General features: G+C 51.1%; 15 protein-coding genes. 9 read left to right on the top strand and 6 right to left on the bottom strand.

Annotation, left to right across the window (positions count from 1 at the left end; all coding sequences use genetic code 11):
* Window positions 1-74: 74 nt before the first annotated feature.
* Window positions 75-1760, bottom strand: coding sequence for a tannase/feruloyl esterase family alpha/beta hydrolase (locus tag ACXAFR_RS23975; RefSeq protein ID WP_475181866.1), 1686 nt, complete (start codon window positions 1758-1760; stop codon window positions 75-77).
* A 435-nt stretch (window positions 1761-2195) separates the two neighbouring features.
* On the opposite strand from ACXAFR_RS23975, the gene ACXAFR_RS23970 reads away from it, so the two are divergent.
* Window positions 2196-2630 carry a MarR family winged helix-turn-helix transcriptional regulator gene (locus ACXAFR_RS23970; RefSeq protein ID WP_475181865.1) on the top strand — a complete coding sequence of 145 codons (435 nt, stop codon included), beginning with the start codon at window positions 2196-2198 and terminating at the stop codon, window positions 2628-2630.
* Between the two features lie 64 nt (window positions 2631-2694).
* Here the strand turns inward: ACXAFR_RS23970 and ACXAFR_RS23965 are convergent, their stop codons facing one another.
* Window positions 2695-3636 (bottom strand): alpha/beta hydrolase, encoded by a 942-nt coding sequence (locus ACXAFR_RS23965; RefSeq protein WP_475181863.1) that lies wholly within the window; start codon window positions 3634-3636, stop codon window positions 2695-2697.
* A 410-nt stretch (window positions 3637-4046) separates the two neighbouring features.
* Here ACXAFR_RS23965 and ACXAFR_RS23960 point away from each other — a divergent pair, with 410 nt between their 5' ends.
* From ACXAFR_RS23960 to ACXAFR_RS23950, 3 genes are all read left to right on the top strand, one after another.
* Window positions 4047-7025, top strand: a complete 2979-nt coding sequence (locus tag ACXAFR_RS23960; protein ID WP_475181861.1) for a TonB-dependent receptor plug domain-containing protein — start codon at window positions 4047-4049, stop codon at window positions 7023-7025.
* Between the two features lie 144 nt (window positions 7026-7169).
* The gene (locus ACXAFR_RS23955; protein ID WP_475181860.1) at window positions 7170-8504 is read left to right on the top strand and encodes an MFS transporter; all 1335 of its coding nucleotides are present in this window, start codon (window positions 7170-7172) and stop codon (window positions 8502-8504) included.
* 119 nt (window positions 8505-8623) lie between these two features.
* On the top strand, window positions 8624-9790 hold the full coding sequence (locus ACXAFR_RS23950; protein ID WP_475181857.1) for an amidohydrolase: 1167 nt from the start codon (window positions 8624-8626) through the stop codon (window positions 9788-9790).
* Window positions 9791-9837: 47 nt separating this feature from the next.
* On the opposite strand, the gene ACXAFR_RS23945 is transcribed toward ACXAFR_RS23950, so the two are convergent.
* Window positions 9838-11127, bottom strand: coding sequence for an NAD(P)/FAD-dependent oxidoreductase (locus ACXAFR_RS23945; protein WP_475181855.1), 1290 nt, complete (start codon window positions 11125-11127; stop codon window positions 9838-9840).
* A gap of 178 nt (window positions 11128-11305) precedes the next feature.
* On the opposite strand from ACXAFR_RS23945, the gene ACXAFR_RS23940 reads away from it, so the two are divergent.
* Window positions 11306-12637, top strand: a complete 1332-nt coding sequence (locus ACXAFR_RS23940) for an aminotransferase (protein ID WP_475181854.1) — start codon at window positions 11306-11308, stop codon at window positions 12635-12637.
* Between the two features lie 43 nt (window positions 12638-12680).
* Here ACXAFR_RS23940 and ACXAFR_RS23935 read toward each other — a convergent pair whose 3' ends face one another.
* The 3 genes from ACXAFR_RS23935 to ACXAFR_RS23925 form a co-directional block, all read right to left on the bottom strand.
* Window positions 12681-13478 carry a response regulator transcription factor gene (locus ACXAFR_RS23935; RefSeq protein ID WP_475181852.1) on the bottom strand — a complete coding sequence of 266 codons (798 nt, stop codon included), beginning with the start codon at window positions 13476-13478 and terminating at the stop codon, window positions 12681-12683.
* A gap of 1 nt (window position 13479) precedes the next feature.
* A complete protein-coding gene (locus ACXAFR_RS23930) occupies window positions 13480-14853 on the bottom strand; it encodes an aspartate aminotransferase family protein (protein WP_475181850.1) in 1374 nt (457 codons plus the stop codon).
* A gap of 96 nt (window positions 14854-14949) precedes the next feature.
* Window positions 14950-15660 carry a GntR family transcriptional regulator gene (locus ACXAFR_RS23925; RefSeq protein WP_475181849.1) on the bottom strand — a complete coding sequence of 237 codons (711 nt, stop codon included), beginning with the start codon at window positions 15658-15660 and terminating at the stop codon, window positions 14950-14952.
* Window positions 15661-15785: 125 nt separating this feature from the next.
* On the opposite strand from ACXAFR_RS23925, the gene ACXAFR_RS23920 reads away from it, so the two are divergent.
* From ACXAFR_RS23920 to ACXAFR_RS23905, 4 genes are all read left to right on the top strand, one after another.
* The gene (locus ACXAFR_RS23920) at window positions 15786-17123 is read left to right on the top strand and encodes a glutamine synthetase family protein (RefSeq protein WP_475181846.1); all 1338 of its coding nucleotides are present in this window, start codon (window positions 15786-15788) and stop codon (window positions 17121-17123) included.
* Window positions 17124-17367: 244 nt separating this feature from the next.
* Complete coding sequence (locus ACXAFR_RS23915; protein WP_475181845.1) at window positions 17368-18459, top strand: polyamine ABC transporter substrate-binding protein; 1092 nt, start codon at window positions 17368-17370, stop codon at window positions 18457-18459.
* A 61-nt stretch (window positions 18460-18520) separates the two neighbouring features.
* On the top strand, window positions 18521-19681 hold the full coding sequence (locus ACXAFR_RS23910; RefSeq protein WP_475181843.1) for an ABC transporter ATP-binding protein: 1161 nt from the start codon (window positions 18521-18523) through the stop codon (window positions 19679-19681).
* Window positions 19682-19692: 11 nt separating this feature from the next.
* On the top strand, window positions 19693-20655 hold the full coding sequence (locus ACXAFR_RS23905; protein WP_475181841.1) for an ABC transporter permease subunit: 963 nt from the start codon (window positions 19693-19695) through the stop codon (window positions 20653-20655).

Genomic DNA, 20655 nt, shown 5'->3' with positions numbered 1-20655 from the left:
TGATCACTATTTTGACCAATGACTCAAGGAATACCGCCGTAATTAAGACAAACGCAAAACGTTGCTAGCCATTATTACTTTGAGTCATAGGGCTCGAAATTCGTAGCATCATTGATAACACCTTGGCCGGAATACTTGGCTGTAGTGGGATAGGGGTAAACAGGTCGGCTGCGAACCAAGTCTCCCTCTTTATTCAGCTGCTTCAACAACAGTTTGTCGGGAGCGTCTCCCGTTTCCAACCACTGCTTGAGAGCCTCTAGACTTTCATTCACATTGGGTCCGTCGCCAGGGTTAGCTCCATGACTGTTTGCGGGAATCAGATAGAGCTGAGCGAAGTCATCCACATCGCTTCCCATCTTTTTCTCCATTTTATTGAACCACTCTAACGACATCCTCGCGCTAACGGCACCATCGGACCAACCATGCAAGATCATGAGCTTACCACCTGAATCCCGAAATGCTTTCAGATCGTGCTCAGTGGCATCCATGATATCCATCATAGGTTTCAGCTTCTTAGCCTCTTTTTCTGGATTGAAATCTTTCCAGTCATAGCTTGCACCGAGATCTTCAGGGAAGGCGAGGTAGCGAATATAGGAGCTGGAAATCGCGCTACTAAAACTCTGTGCCTGTGAGGCCACAGGAGCATGGAAATAGGGCCAGTCAAGTTCCGAACCCACTTCCAGTCCCCACGGGTAAACCTCTTTTCCAGAAGGGCCTTTGGGTGTCTCATAGAACTTTTTAGCAACATCAATTTTTTCTTGAGACAAGCAATTCTCGTCAGCACCGTTTTCACAAACCAGGATTTGTGGATCGAAACTGCATGCTCTGGGATCATCGATGATGCCGTCCTTTAAACCATCAACCTGGTCGCAGGATTCTATGGCCGCCTGATGTAGTAGCGGGATGTCTGAGGCCATAAGGATTGAAGAGCCATCTTCACGGGTATTGGCTTTCGCAATCCACGGAATTCTAACCGCATTGATTTCCTGGTATCGAACAACAGGGGCTCGCGCCAAAATACCGTCGAAATCTTCCGGATATTTCAGCGCCGATTTAATACCCGCGTGACCACCCTTAGAAAAACCGGTGATAAAAGCGTGTTGATAATCCTGTTCATAGTAGAGTTTGGCAACGGCTTTGATAACCTGGGCTGCATGATGGGAGGCACGATAACCAAAGTCCTTTTCCCCTTCACGATTATTAAAACCCCAGATACCGTCGAAAGGTCGTTTACTGGTGTGTCCACCATCGGTGGTGATACTGGCAAAGCCATGAAGCAAGCCGGGAACGGGCATATCTTCCCCGACGGCCCCACAGAAAGCGTCACAGGAAGCATAGAGAACATCCTTATTCCATTGGTCTTTTTCTGGTAGCAGTACAAGAAATCTTACGGATGGGGCGATATAGCCCTCAATTCTACAGTGGGGAGGAAGTGCTTTTATACCTTCCCCTACAGGCATTCCTTGAACAATACTGCGCTTTCCAAAGGATTGCTGGGCGGTCAAAGACTTAGAAGCTTCTGTAACCTGTTCTGCGGAAATAATCATTGCCGGATGATCTGCGGCCATTTCCAATGATTGATGAGCGAGAGCTGAGCAATCATTATTTTGTGGCGGTGCGGCGTAAGTGTGACTAACCGCCATAGATATCCCTATGCCGGCCAAAAAGCGAAGGCCATTCTTATTTATCACTAAAGATGCCTGCTCTTGAATAACGTTATGTAGTGTTTTTAAAACGCGAGAAAATGCAGATACTTCCATTTAAAACCTCTTACCAATGTTCTGCTAAGTATATTGTCATCGCGACCAATGGAATGCCTGGTACGCCAAGATCTTCTCTCACTAAGCTCTTTCTCTAGTATTTACTTCAAATATTTTTTACGGGAAAAATATCTAAGTTTAAAATAGCATCGTTATTATGTCGTATACATCATATCTGTTTGAGTATCGATACGGCAATAACTTTGCAAACAAGAATTCTCAAGGTTATTCATAAGGTCGCCGTGATTTCTACTGCAGATCCATACTTAATTTTTGGAGCTATAAAATATTATTCTTTAAGAATATCGCTACCTTTGTACAAAATAATTAATAGTAAATATATGGATATTTTCGATAAAAAATTCATACTCAATAAAATATAATTCCTATTCTAATGATTCATATATTGTATGCCGTACGAATTAACGGAAAAATATGCCAAAAAATAACAGCGCCAATTTTTCAACAGATCAACAGGTTTTAGCATTTGATCTAGAGAAGACCCCAGGACATCTGTTGCGTCGTGCACACCAACAATCTCGTGATGTATTTCGATTTCATATGGAGGAGTTCTCGGTATCGAGAGAGGTATTTTCTGTCTTAGTAACTATTTATCAAAATCCCCACGCTACTTACACGACGCTATCAGAAATTAGTGGCTTTGATCGTAACACCTTAGCCGAAATGGTCGACAGGCTGGTAAAAAATAAATGGGCTATACGAAAAAAGTCAAAGCAGGATGGTCGTGCATACTCGATTTGTCTAACTGATCCTGGAAAGAGACACGTCAGGAAAATGGTCTATAAGGTTAATGATGTTCGGCAGGATATTTTAGCGCCTATACCAGAAGCAATGCGCCCATCTTTATAGATTGCTTAAGGCGCATGCTAGATGTCGACAACCTGGTGTCATAAGGATGCTTGTCGAGCATCCATTAAAGTTTCCCAACCGCAAACCACATTGCTCTCGCTATTGAAGCACTAATGACCGAAAGGTGATGTTCGCCATTGATGACTTGAACTTGCACAGCTGATCCCTTGATCGCCGACAGACGCTGTTGCATTGCTCGTGCGTTATCAACCATACGCCCCGTTTTTACCAACCAAATATCTCTTTCCGGAGAGCTTTTCAATGCGGGATCGCATTCTCCAATAATTTGTTCACATTGACCCACAGTGATAAGAAGCTTGGTCGAGTCGGGATAATCCCGGTAGCGACCCCGATATTGAGCTTCTGCATTAAGGATGTATTCATCGCCCAACCAAATCGAGGGGCTCATAGCAACATAATTATCGAAATACGTATTTTTGGTAAAAAAAGTATAGAGCGTAAATAGCCCTCCGAAAGAATGTCCGGTCAGGGTCTCTCGTGATTTATTAACTTTATAGTTAGATTCGATAATAGGTTTTAAGGTGAATTCGATAAATTCAAGAAAGTCATCGGCACCACCAATATTAGGAACTTTTTCACCCCAGGGACCATGCAAGTCAGCGAATCCAGGAATACTTGGCGTTAAGTCATGCTCACGACGAACATCATTCCATGGTTTGTCCTCAGGATAACCAATCGCAACGAGTAACGTTGGAACCTGATAAGAGTCGGATAGTTGGCGTCGCAGCTCATCTCTAAGAGCGCCAAAAATGCTATTGCCATCGGTGACGTAGATGACCGCGTATCCTTCTTTTGGCGCTGGCACATCAGGGGCGGCGACCATAATTCGAAACGGCTCTGACTGGTCTTCGGAAGAGAGTAGAAATTCCGTGGTGTTGGGTAGGGTGATTGGCTGCATATCCGGTAGGGCGGGAGGCTCTGCAAATACCTCGGCGTTTATTAAACCTAAGCAAAGAGTTACGCCAATGACTTTTAATATCTTCATAAACATCTGTCCATAGAAATGACTGGCAAAGTAATCATCATAGAAGTGAGAAAGACATTTTTTCAGGCCACAGTGCTTTCTTTATCCCGATCCATGTCTTCTTCCAAAAAGCTGTCTGCCAAATTTTTTCACTAAAAGAAAACCGATTACCTTATACAAGAAACCTTCAGCGATTCTGCAAGGTGCTATTAACACGATAGCTTCGGAGGAAAATGCCCGATATACCTACCAAGGGATATTGTCACGAGTAATATGGGACGTATACTACATAATATATTAATTAGCAATATAACTGCGGTTGGCGCACCTCGTTTGCAGCCAGAGAGAGTGACGTAGCGACACCGGTTTGCCAGTAAAAAACTGCGCAGTCCGCTCGCTGTATGGAAATGAAATCGTGACTAGGATGCTTTATGTTACCTCTGAATACAAAACGCCTCAGCGCGGCAATCTCTCAATCAGCAAGCGGGAGGTCTGCATTAGCCCTACCTTTAGCGGCTGCATCTCTCTGTTTTAATAGTGCTGAATCCATGGCACAAGTCGATGAATCTCTACATAATATAGAAGAGGTTGTTGTTACCGGAACCTTCATACGTGGTGCCGACCTTGTCGGCAGTGAATCCCTGAATTTGTCGAGTGAAGACATTGTTGGAACGGGTAAGTCCACCCTGGGAGATTTCTTTCGGGAATTACCCAGCAATTTCGCCGGTGGCGTCGGTATTGCTGACGAGGTGCAAAGTGGCCAGGATCAGGGCGCGTCCCAGGCAAATCTCTCCGGAGGGCAGGGCATCAATTTGCGAGGGTTGGGTTCCCTGTCAACGCTGGTATTGGTCAATGGGCGGCGGGTGGCTGCCTCAGGACAATATGGGGATTTCGTCGATATTTCAAACATTCCCATGGCTGCGATCGAAAGAGTCGAAGTGGTACAGGATGGTGCTTCCGCGCTCTACGGATCAGATGCGGTTGGTGGCGTTGTAAACTTTATTACCAAGCGAGACATAGACGCACCGGAAACCACGCTCAAAGTCGGTCAGGCCACCCAGGGGGGAGGCGAAGAAACGACCTTCAGTCATGTTTTTGGCAAGAGTGGTTCGAAAGGAAATTTTGTCGCTGGTTTTGAATACTATCACCGTGACAATGTCGCGGCCACAGACAGGGATCCTTATTCCTCTGGTAATGATTTCAGTTCCCTGGGGGGCGTTAACTGGCAGCGATATGCGACGCATGTCGGTACATCGGCAAACATTTTTTATGGCGATAGTGGCGGTTCACCAGCGTCTGCTGTTGCGGCCTATCCTACAACGGGTAGCAACACGAATCTCACCAATAGCGATCTCAATGTCAGTGCTGATGGTACTGGCAACACCTACAACCCTTATGAAGCACTCGACTTATTACCGGAAATTGAGCGGAAAAGTTATTTTGCAACTTTTGACTTCAATGTGACGGAGGCAGTCTCTCTATACGGCGATATTCGCTATTCCGAGAGAGAGTCCAATTATGATCTGGGCTATTCGATTGCTGTTGAGTCAAGTTTACCGACCAGCAATCCCTATTACATTGACGATATCGATTCCAGTTACACCAATTCCGCCGATGCCAGTATTCCCTTTGCCTATGTCGCCGATGATCGCGCAGATACTCGGGTGAGCAGTGTTGATAGTCTTGGCTTGCAACTGGGAACACTGATCGAACTTGGCGGCTCCTGGAGTCTGGATCTCAGCAGTTCCTACAGTCTCGAAGAGCAAAGTAGAAGGCAGGAACAGCTTGCCAACGTCTCTCTTACCGGTTCCACCAATGCCTTTGAGTGCGCCTTGCAAGCCTCTGCTGCGGATCCGGATGCGTGTGGTACAGAGTTTGAAGCCTTCAACCCCTGGTCGTCCGATCCCATGAGTGAGACGCAACTTAGTCAGTTGTATGGCTACGAAAATCTGAGTTTTGATTCGGAGGTCGTGCAAGTATCAGCGACCGCCAACGGCGAAGTGTTCCAACTGCCTGCCGGCGCCTTGGCCGTGGCTTTTGGTGTGGACTATCGTGTTGAAACCATGTCCGGGGCCGTCACCTATAATACCGGATCTGTGACGCCGATTTCCGGGGATTATACCGAGACAGAGCGGGATGCTTCGTCGGTGTTTGCCGAAGTCTCAATTCCTGTACTCGCCAATGTGGACCTCTCTCTGGCCGGCCGTTATGAGTCGTTCAGCGGCACAGGCGATTACGAGACGTTCAATCCAAAAGTCGGTATCAACTGGCACATCACTGACGGGTTGAAGCTCCGCGCTTCCTGGGGGACGTCATTTCACGCTCCGCCGATGCGCTTTGAGAACGATGATCCGCAACCGCTGCCTGGGGGAAATGCCGCTTATACGTTGCCGGCTACCTATTTCGGGCCCTGTGATTCAGACCTGGTCAGTTTCAATGGTATCAGCGGCACACCGGGCGTTGCGGGCCAGGATTGCTCGTTCACGATTCTGGTGAATTCCGGTGGTGCCGGCGAGGGTGTACTGGAGCCGGAAACCGCTGAGACATTCTCATTTGGTTTCGACTGGCAGTCTATGTCGACCGGATTTGATGCCAGCATTAACTATTTTGATATTGCTATCGATGACAGAATACAGCGCATCCAAGGGGGAACCTTTCCTGCGATTGTTGCGGAGTTTTTCGCCACCGGTACCTCACCGTACATTACGGCATTGAATGTCGGCCCCGACGACGCGGATGTTCAGTCGGTGATGGACAGTGGTAAATATCTGGGGACTTTCGGGCCGCCATTGGCCGATTCTGCTTCCGATGTACAAATGATCGTCAACGCGACGCAGATTAATATCGCGACGCTTGAAACCTCAGGTATCGATCTTTCTCTGGGATACAATCTACCCATTAAAGGCGGCGATTTGCGATTTTTCCTCGATGCAACCCGACTGCTCAAGTACGAAACGGAAGTGGCTCCAGGCGCTGGCAAGGTCGATCAACTGGGTACCTACAGTTCCTTCGGGGCGCCGGTCGAGTGGCGCAGTCGCCAGGGAGTCAGCGCGCGCTTTGGTGATCTGAGCGCGACGCTGGCGGTCAATTATGTCAGCAGCTACGAATGCGCGATAGGCAGTTGCATGGTTCCGGACGAGGAGACGGGTGCTCCGGTTTCCAATACGTCGCCGGTCGGTATTGACGCCTGGTTAACGACCGATCTCAATGTGAACTGGGTTCTGGATCGCTTTGGAGGCGTGGCCGAAGGTACGACGCTGTCTTTCAATGCCAATAACGTCTTTGATGAAGATCCTCCATTTATTGACGGTGGTACCAACGCAACTGATTACCTGCCTACTGCCTATGATCCCAATAACCATACGATCGTCGGACGAGTTGTCAGTTTAAGTCTATCCAAAAAGTGGTAACGGAATTCATCGACCAAAAAAAGCGTAATTTTTTTCGGTGAAAATACGGCGCCCCCGTTTGGGGGCGCCGCTATAAAACGTTGTTGAGACAGTTAGACCGTTGAGTTTATCGACAACCGATTTCACAAAAGGGAGTATGACGGTATGGGTGAAATCGTAACCCGAGTATTTAAGGCCAGCAATGACTCGCCAAAAGAGGTCTCTGACAATTGCCAGGGAATTTCCCGTCGAGTCATACTGGCATCGGTGATCGGCAATGGTCTGGAGTGGTATGACTATATGCTCTATGGGTTTTTCGCGTTGTTTATCGCGCAGGCCTTCTTTCCCGATGACGATCCCTTTATTCAAACGTTACTGACCTTTCTAACCTTTTCCTTTGCGTTTTTATTTAGGCCTCTGGGCGGCATTCTGTTGGGTATCTATTCGGATCGCTACGGCCGTAAACCGGCCCTGGTCGCGATGATTGTGATGATGGGCATTGCCACGGTGCTGATGGGCATTACCCCGACTTATGCCAGTTGGGGTTTACTGGCAACGCTACTGATCATAATTGCTCGCATTCTTCAGGGAATTTCGGTCGGCGGAGAATTCGGCGGCGCGACCACCATGTTGGCTGAGTATGCGCCCAAAGACAGACATTATTTTTACGCGAGCTTCCAGACTTTCGCACAAGCGCTGGCTACGTTGCTGGCCGCAGGTTTAGGTCTGAGTATGGTATTGCTTTTGGGAGATGAAGACGCGGCTACCTGGGGTTGGCGCGTCCTCTTTCTCCTGGGAGGAATCATCGCTCCCGTCGGTTTTTATATTCGTTCAAGAATACCGGAAACCCCGGCATTTTCAGAGATGAAAGCCAGTGGCGCTCTGGCGAAAACTCCTTTGCGGACCGTATTGAAGAAACATCGCAAAGCCATTGTCGCAGGACTCGGGATTGTTGCTATAGGCGGGGCGGCCAATTATGTTTGGTTCGTTTATATGACTTTCTACGTGGTTCACACCCTTGAATTGCCTGTCCAAGCCATTTTTTTGAGTGACACCATCGCTGGTGTGATATTGATGGTGGGGATACTACTGGTCGGAAATGTCGCCGATAGAATCGGTGGGATTAAGATATTTGTCGTGGGGACCCTGCTGTTTGGGTTGAGCGCCTATCCGTTGTTCGCCTATGTGCTGGCCGATCCGACCTACAGTCGCCTAATCATTGGACAAGCAATCGGCTGTCTGTTTCTGTCTCTGGTATGGGCACCAACGCCCGGAATTTTCGCGCGCCTTTTTTCCGCAGACGTCCGGGCTACTGGGATGTCGTTTACCTACAATTTAGGCGTTATTGTTTTTGGCGCAATGGCTCCCCCTTTGTTGACCATACTGGGCGAAGTGACCGGCAGTAAATTTATTCCCGCATTCTATCTGCTGTTCTGTGCGATGTTATCGCTGCTTTTGATGTATCTGTGTCGCTCCGTCGTAGACGAGCGATCCCTATAGTCTAATCGAAGCTATTTAGGCCGTTTTCACTTCGATGATGATAGGACTTTCTTCAACGAATGAAGATGACTTAACCCCTTTTTTAAAATGATTCACAACGAAAGGCAATGTAAGAATTCATGAATATTCTTCCCGAACTCAAAGAAGCCGAAGATGAGCTGGCGGTCATTCGTCAGACGATTCACCGTCACCCGGAAATTGCCTTTACGGAAAGCGAGACCGCGAAGCTCGTACAGCAAACGCTCGCAGACTATGGCCTTGAGGTCCATGCCGGTCTTGGCACCACCGGGGTCGTTGGTATTATTGACAGCCAGTGTCCAGGGCCGAGTATTGCACTGAGAGCTGATATGGATGCCCTGCCAATGGAGGAAAAGCCCCAGCAGGAAATCGATTATGTCTCCAGGAATCATGGCTGCTCCCACAGCTGTGGTCACGATGGTCACACAACGATACTACTAGGTGCCGCGCGCTATATCGCCCGGAATCCTCCGAGCCGTGGCCGGGTCGTATTGATCTTTCAGCCGGCCGAGGAAACCGGGGAGGGGGCGGAGAGAATGCTTGCCGATGGGTTACTCGATCAATTTCCGTTTGAAGAAATCTATGGTTGCCATAACATGCCGTTGCTGGGCAAAGGTAAAGCGGGTTTGCGCGTGGGGCCCACTCTGTCCTCCTACGCGGATTTCAATATTCTGGTGGCAGGGCGGGGCGGACATGGTGCCTCGCCTCACCTTTGTCATGACCCTTTGCAAGTGGCTGCCCGGCTGGCCGTTGAACTGCCGTCGTTTATCGGGCGCTACGTCAGCGCACAGGATACGGCGACGGTGAGTGTGGGACAGTTTCATGCCGGTACGGCCCGCAACATCATTCCCGATACAGCGATGTTACAGGGCACGATACGCACGCTGTCGAAAACGGTACAGAAAGATCTTGTCGAAAGAATCCGGCAGACCTGCGCTGGTTACGAATCGATTTATCACTGCAAGATTACCGTAGAAATCGAACACGAGGGGCTGCCGTGCGTCAACGATCCCACCTGCACGGCCGTCGCCGCAGAGGCCTGTCAAACGATTTTGGGCCAAGAGAATGTTGCGACAGATATTCCGCCCTATCCATTTGCCGACGATTTTGCCGCGTTTCAGGACAGAGTCCCTGGAGCCTATTTTTTTCTGGGGCAGGACGGCGTGATGGTCCATGAACCCGACTATGATTTTGACGATGCGCTGATTTCGGTGGGCGCCAGCATCTTTGTCGATATCGTGCGTCAACGCTTGGGATTGCAGGAATAGCCGGTTTTCTCGTAACATCAGCCGCTTTTGTTCACAGAGCGGCGTCTCTAGATGCCCAATTTGTCACGCAGTTGATAGTAAAAGGCGCCCATGGCGGTCAGTGGAATGCGAAACAGCTGACCACCGGGGAAGGGGTATTGGGGTAATCCCGCCATCACATCAAATCTTTCTGCCTGTCCCTGAATGGCGCTGGCGAGTAACTCTCCGGCCAGGTGGGTCGAGGTAACACCGTGACCACTGTACCCTTGCGCGTAGAAAATGTTGGTGTCGAGACGACCGAATTGTGGAAGTCGCATCAGTGTTAACAGAAAATTTCCCGTCCAGGTGTAGTCAATCGCTACCCGATCTAACTGGGGAAAGGTTTGCAGCATTTTAGGGCGAATCAGGGCTTCGATTTTATCGGGTTCTCGAGCCCCGTAGGTAACGCCACCCCCGTAAATCAAACGTCCATCACCACTGAGCCGATAGTAATCCAACAGGTAATTACAATCTTCAACACAATGATTTTGCGGCAGCAGTTGTTGCTGCAGATTAGGACTCAATGGCTCGGTCGCTATGACCTGTGAACCACAGGGAATGGCTTTGTGTTGCAGCTCCGGTAGCACACCCGACAAATAGGCGTTGCCTGCAACCACGGCATAGTCAGCGGTGATAGAGCCTTTTTCGGTGACGATAGTGAGCCGCTCGCCTTTTTTAATATCGGTAACGGGCGACTGTTCATAAATTTTGCCGCCCAGGCTTTCGATGGCTGCGGCTTCTCCCAAGGCGAGGTTCAGGGGGTGCATGTGTCCACCACTGTGATCCAGGAGTGCGCCTTTATATCGGGCGCTGCCGATATACGTTGAGATGTCTGCAGCGTCAATCAATTCCAGCTGGGTATGTTGATGGCTTTCCCACAGCTGTTTCTTGGCGATAAGTTCTTTAAATTGTTTGTGGTTACAAGCGGCAAAAATACCACCGTCGGTCAGGTGACAGTCAATATGATAGTGCGAGACCAGGCGGCGAATAATGCGGCCGCCTTCGAAGGCCATGGTGCCGAGCGTTGAGGCAACCGACGGACCATAATGACGCAAGATAAAATCCAGATCGCGACTGTAACTGTTGACGATCTGCCCCCCGTTGCGCCCGGAAGCGCCAAAGCCGATACGATTGGCTTCCAGTAATACGACCGAGTATCCGCGTTCCAGTAGGTGAATTGCGGTTGACAGTCCTGTGAAGCCTCCACCGATAACACAGACATCCGCCGAGGTTGGCGTATTCTGCAGCGGGACCGCTTGCCGCTGTGACGCTGTCGATGCGGCGTAGTAAGAATCAGGGTAGGAGCTGGCCTGGATCATGCCATGAAGTTTCCTGCAGGGAGAGAAAGAATGCCTTGTTAGCATAGCTACGTTAAGAGAAGAGGCCGCGCGTCTTCCATACCTCTCTGGTGATATTTTCTAGGGTGTGAAACTATGGTCTGATACTTACCACTGGGAGTCGCCATAGCGATTTCAACTTTGAGGAGAACCTAGTCGCGTGTCCGCTCTGATCTATCCAACCACCAATTTTTCGGCCACAGAAACGTTAAAGATTGTCCGGGGTGATGGCATCTACATCTATGACGATACCGGTAAGCCTTATCTAGAGGCGATGTCCGGCCTCTGGTGCGCCTCGCTGGGTTTTAACCACCGTGAGTTAATCGAGGCGGCGACACAGCAGATGGAAACCCTGTCGTATGCGCATATGTTTGGCGGCAGGACTCACGACGTCGGAATGGAATTGGCAGACAAGTTGGCGGCTATGCTGCCGGTTGCCGATGCCCGGATTTTTTTCGGCTGTTCAGGGAGTGACGCCAACGACACTCAGATTAAACTCCTGAGATATTATTTTGCTGCCCAGGGTAAACCGGAGAAGCGTAAAATTATCGCCCGCGAGCGCTCTTACCACGGCGTGACGATTGCGGCGGCCTGTCTCACCGGACTGCCCATTAATCACACACATTTTGATTTGCCGATGGAGGCTCTGGGTATTCTACGCACCGATGCGCCGCATTATCTGCACGGCGCCTTGCCAGGGGAATCCGAGACGGAGTTCACGGATCGTCTGGTCGCCAACCTGGAAACACTGATTCTTCGTGAAGGGCCGGAAACCATCGCAGCCTTTATTGCCGAACCAATTACCGGCGCCAGTGGTGTCATTGTTCCCCCCGCGGGCTACAGCACCAAGGTCGCGGCCCTGTTGCGAAAGTACGATATTTTATTATGGTCCGATGAGGTGATTACCGGTTTTGGTCGCACCGGGAGTGATTTCGGTTCAACGAGCATGGGATTCACACCGGATATGATGAGTCTCGCCAAACAATTGTCATCCTCCTATGTACCTATCTCAGCCGCGGTAATTCGAGGTGACATGTATGAGGCCATGGTAGACCCTTGTCGTGATCTGGGTGTCTTTGGTCATGGGTATACCTATACCGCGCATCCGCTGGCTTGCGCCGTGGGTTTGAAAACTCTCGAGATTTACGAGCGTGATTCTATCTTTGCGTTGGCGGCACAGACCGGAGAATACCTACAACAGAGCCTGGCAACATTTGCAGAAAACCCATTGGTTTGTGAGGTTCGAGGGCAGGGAATGTTGGCTGCTATTGAATTGGACGCAACCCGGATCAACGGCTGTCAGCACACAACCGCTCAGCTGGCAAGCTACGCAGGTCAGGCGTGTCAGCGTCACGGTTTGATCAGTCGCGTTGTCGCGGCATCGTCCCTGGCATTGTGTCCGCCACTGATTACGACACCGGCTCAGGTCGATGAGATTATTTCTCTGATGGGGCTGGCTCTGGAGGAAACCCTCGTATATGCCCGACAGTAGCCCACAGAAACTCTGGGTGCTTCCTGTTTATTGTGCGCATGGGTCAGGCGGCATTGCGCATTTCCAATTGATTCAGATGATTGAGAAACAATCCGAAAAGATCCGCATGGGCGGTGGTGTGAAATCGGTTGTGGATATTTTTGCGATGGACCTTCACCGTTCCCAGACTGATATTGAGTTGCTCTGCGATCGCCTGTGAGCTGAGTCCCTGTATCACCAGAACCAGAATCTGTTGCTCGCGACGGGTCACCAGCCCCTGGCCAAAGGTGCGCAGGGCGAGCGCCAGGGTGCTGCCGCCGGAGGTTTCTGGACTGTAGTTCTCTGCGCAGACCTGCCAGAATTGTTGTGTCAAAGCGCTCAATACAGAAACCTGTTCCCGCAACTGGATGAGGTCCTGGCGTTTTATGGATCCCAAGCGGGATTTTCGACCGAGCGCGACCGTAAAGTAGGCATCTTCGTCGATGGGAATCACCAGATTAACTTCGTCTTCCAACTGAAATTCCTGATAGCAGTCCTGATAGTAGGCGGAGCTGCTGAATCTTTCTGGCTGAATGGTTTTTAGACGAATGACGCCGGAGGCACCATTGCCGAAAATGGTCAGGTAGAGCGGATCCAACCGATAATCCGTCTGCAGATACTTTTGCAGCGCACGACTTTTTTCTGTGGATTCTGTGTAGACGAAGATCGGCGCCTCTGCACGCTGATAGAGCAGCATGAGACAGGTATCGAACTGCACCATTTCAGCCAGATAGCGGCATAATTCTTGGGGAAAATTGGGCAGCCGCATATGGTCAATGAGTCGTGCGAGCGCTTTGTTTTTCTCATGGGGGGCAACAGGCATATCAAGAACTCCCGGCGGCTCGGGTGCTCGCGAGTGTCAAGTCAAAACACCGTTTGGCAATCGCGCAGAGCTCGTCTATTTCGGCATGAGTAATAATCAGTGGGGGCGCAAGCACCATGCGGTTACCCACTGCGCGCATGATCAATCCCTGTTTAAAGCAATGATCTCTGCAAATTAATCCCAAATCGGTTCCGGCGGGAAATGGACTGTGTGTCTCTTTGTCTTTAACCAGGGCGATTCCGGCCATCAATCCCCGGCCTTCGATATGCCCGACCAGAGGGTGATCGCCGAGAACACTCCTCAGTCGTTGTTGGAAATAGGGGCCGGTATCCTCGGCAACGCAGGGTATGACCTGGTCACGCTCCATGACTTCGATGGTTTTCAGTGCAACGGCCGCGGCAGTGGGATGGCCCGAGTAGGTAAAACCATGATTGAAGTCTTCGTTGGCGCTGATCAATTGCTCCGCAATACGATCGCCGACCGCCACGGCGGCGATGGGAAGATAGCCGGATGACAAGCCTTTGGCCATCGACATGATATCCGGTTGGATTGCAAAGGTATCGCTGGCAAACCAAGCACCGGTGCGCCCGAAACCGCAAATCACTTCATCGGCCGCCAGCAGGATGTCGTACTCGCGGCAGATACGTTGAATCTCCGGCCAGTAGCTGTCCGGGGGGACGATGACGCCGCCGGCCCCCTGGATAGGCTCGGCGACAAATGCAGCCACGTTTTCCGGGCCGACGTCGATCAATTTCTGTTCTAGCGCCAGGGCGCATTGACGGCCGAACTCCGCCGGGGACAGACCGTCGGCTTCACCGTACCAATAAGGTTGGCAGATGTGTTCTATGCCGGGCACCAGCGGCGCTCCCTGGCGATGCATAGGGCGCATGCCGCCCAGAGAGGCTGCTGCCAGTGTGCTGCCATGGTAGGCGTTATGTCTTGAAATAAGAATATGCTTTTCTGGCTTACCCTTGAGCGACCAAAAATAGCGCACCAGGCGGATGATGGTGTCGATGGCTTCGGAACCGGAATTGGTAAAAAAGAGGCGGTTGAGATCGCCAGGTGTGATGTCGGCAAGTTTTTCTGCCAGTGAGATGGCGGCGGGATGACTGGTCTGAAAAAACGTATTGTAGTAGGGGAGCGTCTGCAATTGCTGTTGCGCAGCGTCGATCAGTTCCTGTTGACCATAGCCTAAATTGACACACCAGAGACCGGACATCCCATCGAGAATTCTGTTGCCCTGCGCGTCCCATAGGTAGACCCCTTCTCCACGCGTGATGATACGCGTGCCCTTACGGTTAAGCGCGCCGGTATTGGTAAAGGGGTGCAGGTGGTGCTCGGCATCTCGTTGCTGAAGTGACTGGAGAGAAGGCATGGCGTACGCACCTGTAATGTGATCACAATATTGTGATCACATTATCGAAGAGTGGGAAAGATTACAACACCTCCTGACGACTCCGGAGTACGGGTATCAAACGTGGAGCATTTCCTGCAGCAATTCCGGATCCTGCGCAAAGGCGCAGCCGTCGCGGATGTCTGCGCTGATGGCCAATTGCAGTGCCAAAGGGTCGCTCCGAGAGATGGCGTCCAGTGCCTCCTGGTGGCGATCAATTTTGTAGTACTGCTCCAGTTTGGTGGTGGCTACGCGCATAAATGGTGCAAGTTGTAGCCACAGGCGTTCGATTAATGGCAGCGTTACCTGGTGGGGGTTGGCACTGTAGATGGTGCGATGGAAGGCTTGGTTAAGCACCAAGACATCCTCGTCGTGACCGGAGTCGTGGGCGGCGTTAATGGCCGCGTCCAGCCGTCTTAGCTCTTTGACAATGGTCGGGCTGATGTAGGGCAACGCCCGGGAGGCTGAGTGGCTTTCAAGTACGATGCGCGCGTCCACCAGCTCGGTGAATTTCACCGCGGTCATGCGCGGAACCAGAACGCGGCGGTTGTCCTGGATTTCCAGAGCGCCCTCGGCGGACAGCTGGCGCAGGGCTTCGCGGATCGGCATGGGCGAGACCCCCAGCAGTCCTGCCAGTTCGCGAATGGTCAGGGCTCTGCCCGGCATAATATGACCTGCCAGCACGGCTTCGCGCAGGGTGTTATAGACCCACTGGGTGACGGTTTCCGAATTGGCTTTGGGCGCGGGTGCTAAATCGATCGGCGAGTGTTTGTCTAATTGAATGAACACGTTTTAGTGTCTTCCTCTGATAATGTCTTGCTAGCCATTGTAATTGTGATCACAATAGCTGATAGTAGGATAACGCTTCTGGGGGCTCCAGGGCTAGCCTCGTTTTGCCAACGGAGATGTATTGAATGGCGGATGCAACAGCTCACAATGAATTTGATCTTTTCATCGTCGACCTGAATGGAAATTTACGGGGTAAGCGTCTGCTCGGCAGTTCCATTGACAAGGTCTTCGAGGAGGGCGTCAAGCTGCCCAGATCGGTCATTGGGGTCGATTTCTGGGGGCGTGATGTCACCGACAATGGTCTCGTGTTTGAGACGGGTGACAATGACGGGATCTGTTTTCCGGTGCGCGAGGCCGCCGTACCTGTGCCCTGGTCTGACCATGGTAGCTATCAGCTGCAGGCCATGATGAGTAATGTCGACGGCAGTCCCTTTTTGGTGGACCCGCGTCAGGCGTTAAACGCGCTGGTCGCAAGGTTTCATGAGCGCGGCTGGTTTCCAGTTATGGCGACGGAGCTGGAATTCTATTTGATCGATCCGATTACCGAGACCACTCATCGACCCCGTCCGCCGGTGTTGGGTCGGGGTAACCGACGCCGACTGAACACCATCGATGCCTATTCCCTGGATGATGTTCACGATCTTGAGGAATTCTTTGCCGAAGTTCGAGCAACCTGTGATCTGCAGGGGGTGCAGACGGACACCATTATTTCTGAGTTGGGCCCCGGCCAGTTTGAAATCAATCTGCAGCATGTGCCCGACCCCCTAGCGGCGGGCGATCAGGCGATTTTGTTTAAGCGCCTTATTAAGGGGACAGCAAGACGGCATGGCTATGAATCAACGTTTATGGCCAAGCCCTATGAAGAGCATTCCGGTAACGGTTTTCACGTGCACTTCAGTTTGCTCGATGCCGACGGCAGAAATCTGTTTGATAACGGGGGGGATGAAGGTTCCACCGTGATGCGTCAGGCGATCGCCGGGCTACTGGCAATCATGCCTGATTCTATGTTGGTACTTGCGCCGCATTTAAATTCGTATCGACGATTTCAGGCCGGCTCCCATGCGCCGCTCGACCCCTGTTGGGGGTATGAAAACCGAACCGCCGCCTTACGGGTGCCTGACAGTGAACCCTCCGCGCGGCGTATTGAGCACCGTGTCGCGGGCGCTGATGCCAACCCCTATTTGGTCCTTGCTGTGATTCTGGCCGGTGCGCTCCACGGCATGGATCAGCGTTTGCAGCCAGCAGCACCTGTCGCAGGCGACGCCTACGCGGCTGGGAGCGGAGAGCGTCTGCCGAGCCATTGGGCCGATGCCATTGATCGTTTTGAGCAAAGTACTGTTATGCGTCACTATCTCGGGGATCAATTAGTCGATGTGTTCGTCGCGATGAAACGCCAGGAATTCTATGAGCTCAGTGCCCGCATTTCAGATGTCGAGTATGAGTCCTATCTGGGGCTTATCTGAAGCGTGGCGGCGCGAGTTTCGCTGTAACAGAAACGCGATCGACGAATTGGCCGTCACCCCACTTGAATGAGCAATTAAATTATCGTTGCGTTTGGAAGAGGGCTCTTTTAACTCCTAGGAGGTATGGGAATCCCGGTTTCTCTGACGTAATTTTCATTGAAGACAGAGATTGTCTCCATTGATGGTCCATGACCTTGTTATTCACGCTGGCTGTATCGCCTGAGTTCCCCCAGGAGTCGTTGCAATGAACTACACGAGTATCCCTTTAGCCATGGCCGCTTCTTTGGCCGTCGCGTCCGGCGCGTTTGCCGCATCCACCGAACTGAATATATACAACTGGTCAGACTACATCTATCCGGAAGCCATCGCCGATTTTGAAAAAGCAACCGGTATCAAGGTTAACTATGATGTGTACGACTCCAACGAGGTTCTGGAAGCCAAGTTAATGACGGGGAATACCGGTTACGATCTGGTCATGCCGACCGGCTCGTTTCTAGAGCGTCAGGTACAGGCCCAAATCTACAGCCAAATCGACGCCAGTGAACTGAAAAATTATGGCAATCTGGATAAGACGCTGTTGGAAAAAGTCGCGCTGCACGATCCGGCCAATGCGCACAGTGTCCCCTATGCCTGGGGCACCATCGGGCTCGGGTACAATATTGACATGGTTAAAGAGCGTCTTGGTGATACGCCCCTCGACAGCCTCGATGTGATTTTTAAGCCTGAAGTCGCCGCTAAGTTGAAGGATTGCGGTATCGCTCTACTGGATTCCCCGGCGGAGGTGGCAGCGATTGCCATGAATTATCTGGGCCTTGATCCCAATTCAGAAGATAAAAAAGATCTGCAAAAAGTTGAGGGCTTACTGTCATCGGTTCGTTCAAATTATCGCTATTTCCATTCAAGCCAATACATCGCGGATCTGGCGAACGGGGAAATCTGCGTCGCTCTGGGTTATAACGGCGACATCCTGCAATCTCAGAGTCGCGCCGAAGAGGCTGGGCAGGGCGTTGAGGTCAGTTACACGATTCCAGCCGAGGGCACACTGGTATGGTTTGATTTGATGGCGATACCTGCGGATGCACCTCATAAAGATGCGGCCTACCAGTTTATCGACTATGTCCTGAAGCCGGAAACGGCTGCCGGGATTTCCAACTATGTGTTTTATGCGGTTCCCAACACGGCTGCAGAACCATTGTTGGATGAAGAGGTAAGCTCGAATCCAGGCGTTTATCCGAGTGCTGCTGTTAAAGAAAAACTCTTTACCCAAAAGGCCCACACGGCACGCTTTGACCGAATTCTGAATCGGGCCTGGAGCAACGTCAAAACCGGGCGTTAAACACGCCTGCCTACGACGGGCTGTTTTGCAGCCTATCGTAGGTGATCGATGGAATAGAGTCATGAATGAATCATCGGACGTTCCCTACAATCCACTGACTGCACCACCGCAGAAGTTGTGGACTAATCCCCAGGCTGTGCCTTTTGTTCGTATCCAAAACATCTGCAAGCAGTTTGATCAGTTTACGGCGGTCGACGATGTTTCATTAGACATCTACCGCCGTGAGTTGTTTTGTTTACTGGGCGGTTCCGGATCTGGCAAATCCACACTGCTGCGAATGTTGGCGGGTTTTGAGCAACCCACTTCTGGACAGATATTTATTGATGGTGTCGATATGGCGGGAATTCCACCGTGGAATCGACCCGTCAATATGATGTTTCAATCTTATGCTCTATTTCCTCATCTTACCGTTGAAAAAAACGTCGCATTTGGCCTGAAGCGAGAGGGCGTCGCTGAAAGTGATATTCGACAGCGTGTTGCCGATATGTTGGATATGGTGCAGCTCGGTCACCTCGGCAAACGTAAACCTCATCAGCTTTCCGGTGGCCAACGTCAGCGGGTGGCGTTGGCTCGATCTCTTATAAAACGTCCGAAATTGTTGTTACTGGATGAGCCTCTTGGCGCGCTGGATAAAAAGCTGCGGGAAGAAACTCAGTTCGAGCTGATTAATATTCAGGATGAATTGGGAGTCACCTTTATTGTAGTGACCCACGACCAGGAGGAGGCAATGACGCTGTCGACCCGGATTGGCGTCATGAATCAGGGGCGGATTGTCCAGGTAGGGGAGCCTTATGACATCTATGAACAGCCCAACAGCCGCTTCGTTGCAAACTTTGTCGGCAGCGTAAACCTGATGGAAGGTTGGGTTAGCGAATCGTCAGCGGAGCAGATTCGCCTGCATTCCAATGACCTCAATACTGATCTGTGCAGTAGCAATGTGGTGGCGTGCAGTCAGGGACAGCAGATGGCCTTTGCGATTCGCCCGGAGAAAATCACACTCAGTCGCGAGGATCCGGAACAGGGCATCAACCAGTGTCAGGGTGTGATTGTTGATATCGGCTATATGGGCAGCTTATCCATTTTCAAAATTCGCACGGTTGAGGGTAAGGAGCTGCGGGTTACCCAGCCGAACACCGCACGAGATACGGGAGCGCGATTTACCTGGGATGACCGTGTTTACCTGCACTGGTCCGCCGACAGTGCTGTCGCGCTGCAGGTGTAAGGAAGCTGCCGATGGACGAATCACCGCCGCCTGCAGAATTTTCTGCAACCAATCATCCGGACTCCACCGCTAGAATGGCTTGGTTGCGACGGGCCATAACCTTTAATGTCGGTCGCTGGCTGGTCATTCGCATTCCCTTTTTCTGGCTGGCTCTGTTTTTCTTTGTTCCTTTTTTGGTGGTCTTTAAGATTTCGTTTGCTGAACTGGCGATTGCGGTTCCTCCCTATACCAGACTGCTCGAATTTGATCCCCAGGAAGCCTTATTAAACATTCGCATTAATCTCAATAATTATCTGTTTCTCTGGGATGACTCTTTTTATCTGGAGGCGTATCTCAGTTCGATTAAAGTCGCGGCCGTCGCAACGGTCCTGACTTTGCTGTTGGGCTTCCCTATTGCTTGGCTTATTGCGCGAGCGGCTGAACATCGGCGTCCGCTGCTGTTGGCGTTAGTCATACTGCCGTTTTGGACGTCCTTTTTGCTGCGGGTCTACGCCTGGATGGCACTGTTGAAAAAAAATGGCGTCATCAACGATCTGCTGTTGTCCCTGGGGTTGGTAGATCAACCCGTACAATTGCTGCAAACGGATCTCGCTGTCTATATAGGTATTGTCTACACCTACTTGCCGTTTATGATCTTGCCCCTGTATACCTCTCTGGAAAAATTGGACATGTCGCTGGTGGAGGCGGCCGCGGATCTTGGTTGTCGTCCTCTCCAGAGTTTCTTTCTGGTGATTGTGCCATTGGCCATGCCGGGCATTATTGCCGGTTGTATGCTGGTCTTTATTCCTGCCGTTGGCGAGTATGTGATTCCGGCGTTACTGGGTGGATCGGATACGTTGATGATCGGACGGGTACTCTGGGATGAGTTTTCCCTCAACAGAGACTGGCCGATGGCATCGGCGGTGGCAATCGTGATGCTGATTATACTGGTCCTGCCCATTATTTTGATTCGGCGTAAACAGGAGGTGGTCTGA

The organism is Pseudomaricurvus sp. ABR4_320, assembly GCF_056159445.1.
This window is presented reverse-complemented; position numbering and strand designations above follow the sequence as displayed.

Bases quoted from the DNA above. Each gene is read 5' to 3' on its own strand.
- ACXAFR_RS23975 (WP_475181866.1), bottom strand. From the start codon at position 1,760: ATGGAAGTATCTGCATTTTCTCGCGTTTTAAAAACACTACATAACGTT.
- ACXAFR_RS23970 (WP_475181865.1), top strand. From the start codon at position 2,196: ATGCCAAAAAATAACAGCGCCAATTTTTCAACAGATCAACAGGTTTTA.
- ACXAFR_RS23965 (WP_475181863.1), bottom strand. From the start codon at position 3,636: ATGAAGATATTAAAAGTCATTGGCGTAACTCTTTGCTTAGGTTTAATA.
- ACXAFR_RS23960 (WP_475181861.1), top strand. From the start codon at position 4,047: ATGTTACCTCTGAATACAAAACGCCTCAGCGCGGCAATCTCTCAATCA.
- ACXAFR_RS23955 (WP_475181860.1), top strand. From the start codon at position 7,170: ATGGGTGAAATCGTAACCCGAGTATTTAAGGCCAGCAATGACTCGCCA.
- ACXAFR_RS23950 (WP_475181857.1), top strand. From the start codon at position 8,624: ATGAATATTCTTCCCGAACTCAAAGAAGCCGAAGATGAGCTGGCGGTC.
- ACXAFR_RS23945 (WP_475181855.1), bottom strand. From the start codon at position 11,127: ATGATCCAGGCCAGCTCCTACCCTGATTCTTACTACGCCGCATCGACA.
- ACXAFR_RS23935 (WP_475181852.1), bottom strand. From the start codon at position 13,478: ATGCCTGTTGCCCCCCATGAGAAAAACAAAGCGCTCGCACGACTCATT.
- ACXAFR_RS23930 (WP_475181850.1), bottom strand. From the start codon at position 14,853: ATGCCTTCTCTCCAGTCACTTCAGCAACGAGATGCCGAGCACCACCTG.
- ACXAFR_RS23920 (WP_475181846.1), top strand. From the start codon at position 15,786: ATGGCGGATGCAACAGCTCACAATGAATTTGATCTTTTCATCGTCGAC.
- ACXAFR_RS23915 (WP_475181845.1), top strand. From the start codon at position 17,368: ATGAACTACACGAGTATCCCTTTAGCCATGGCCGCTTCTTTGGCCGTC.
- ACXAFR_RS23910 (WP_475181843.1), top strand. From the start codon at position 18,521: ATGAATGAATCATCGGACGTTCCCTACAATCCACTGACTGCACCACCG.
- ACXAFR_RS23905 (WP_475181841.1), top strand. From the start codon at position 19,693: ATGGACGAATCACCGCCGCCTGCAGAATTTTCTGCAACCAATCATCCG.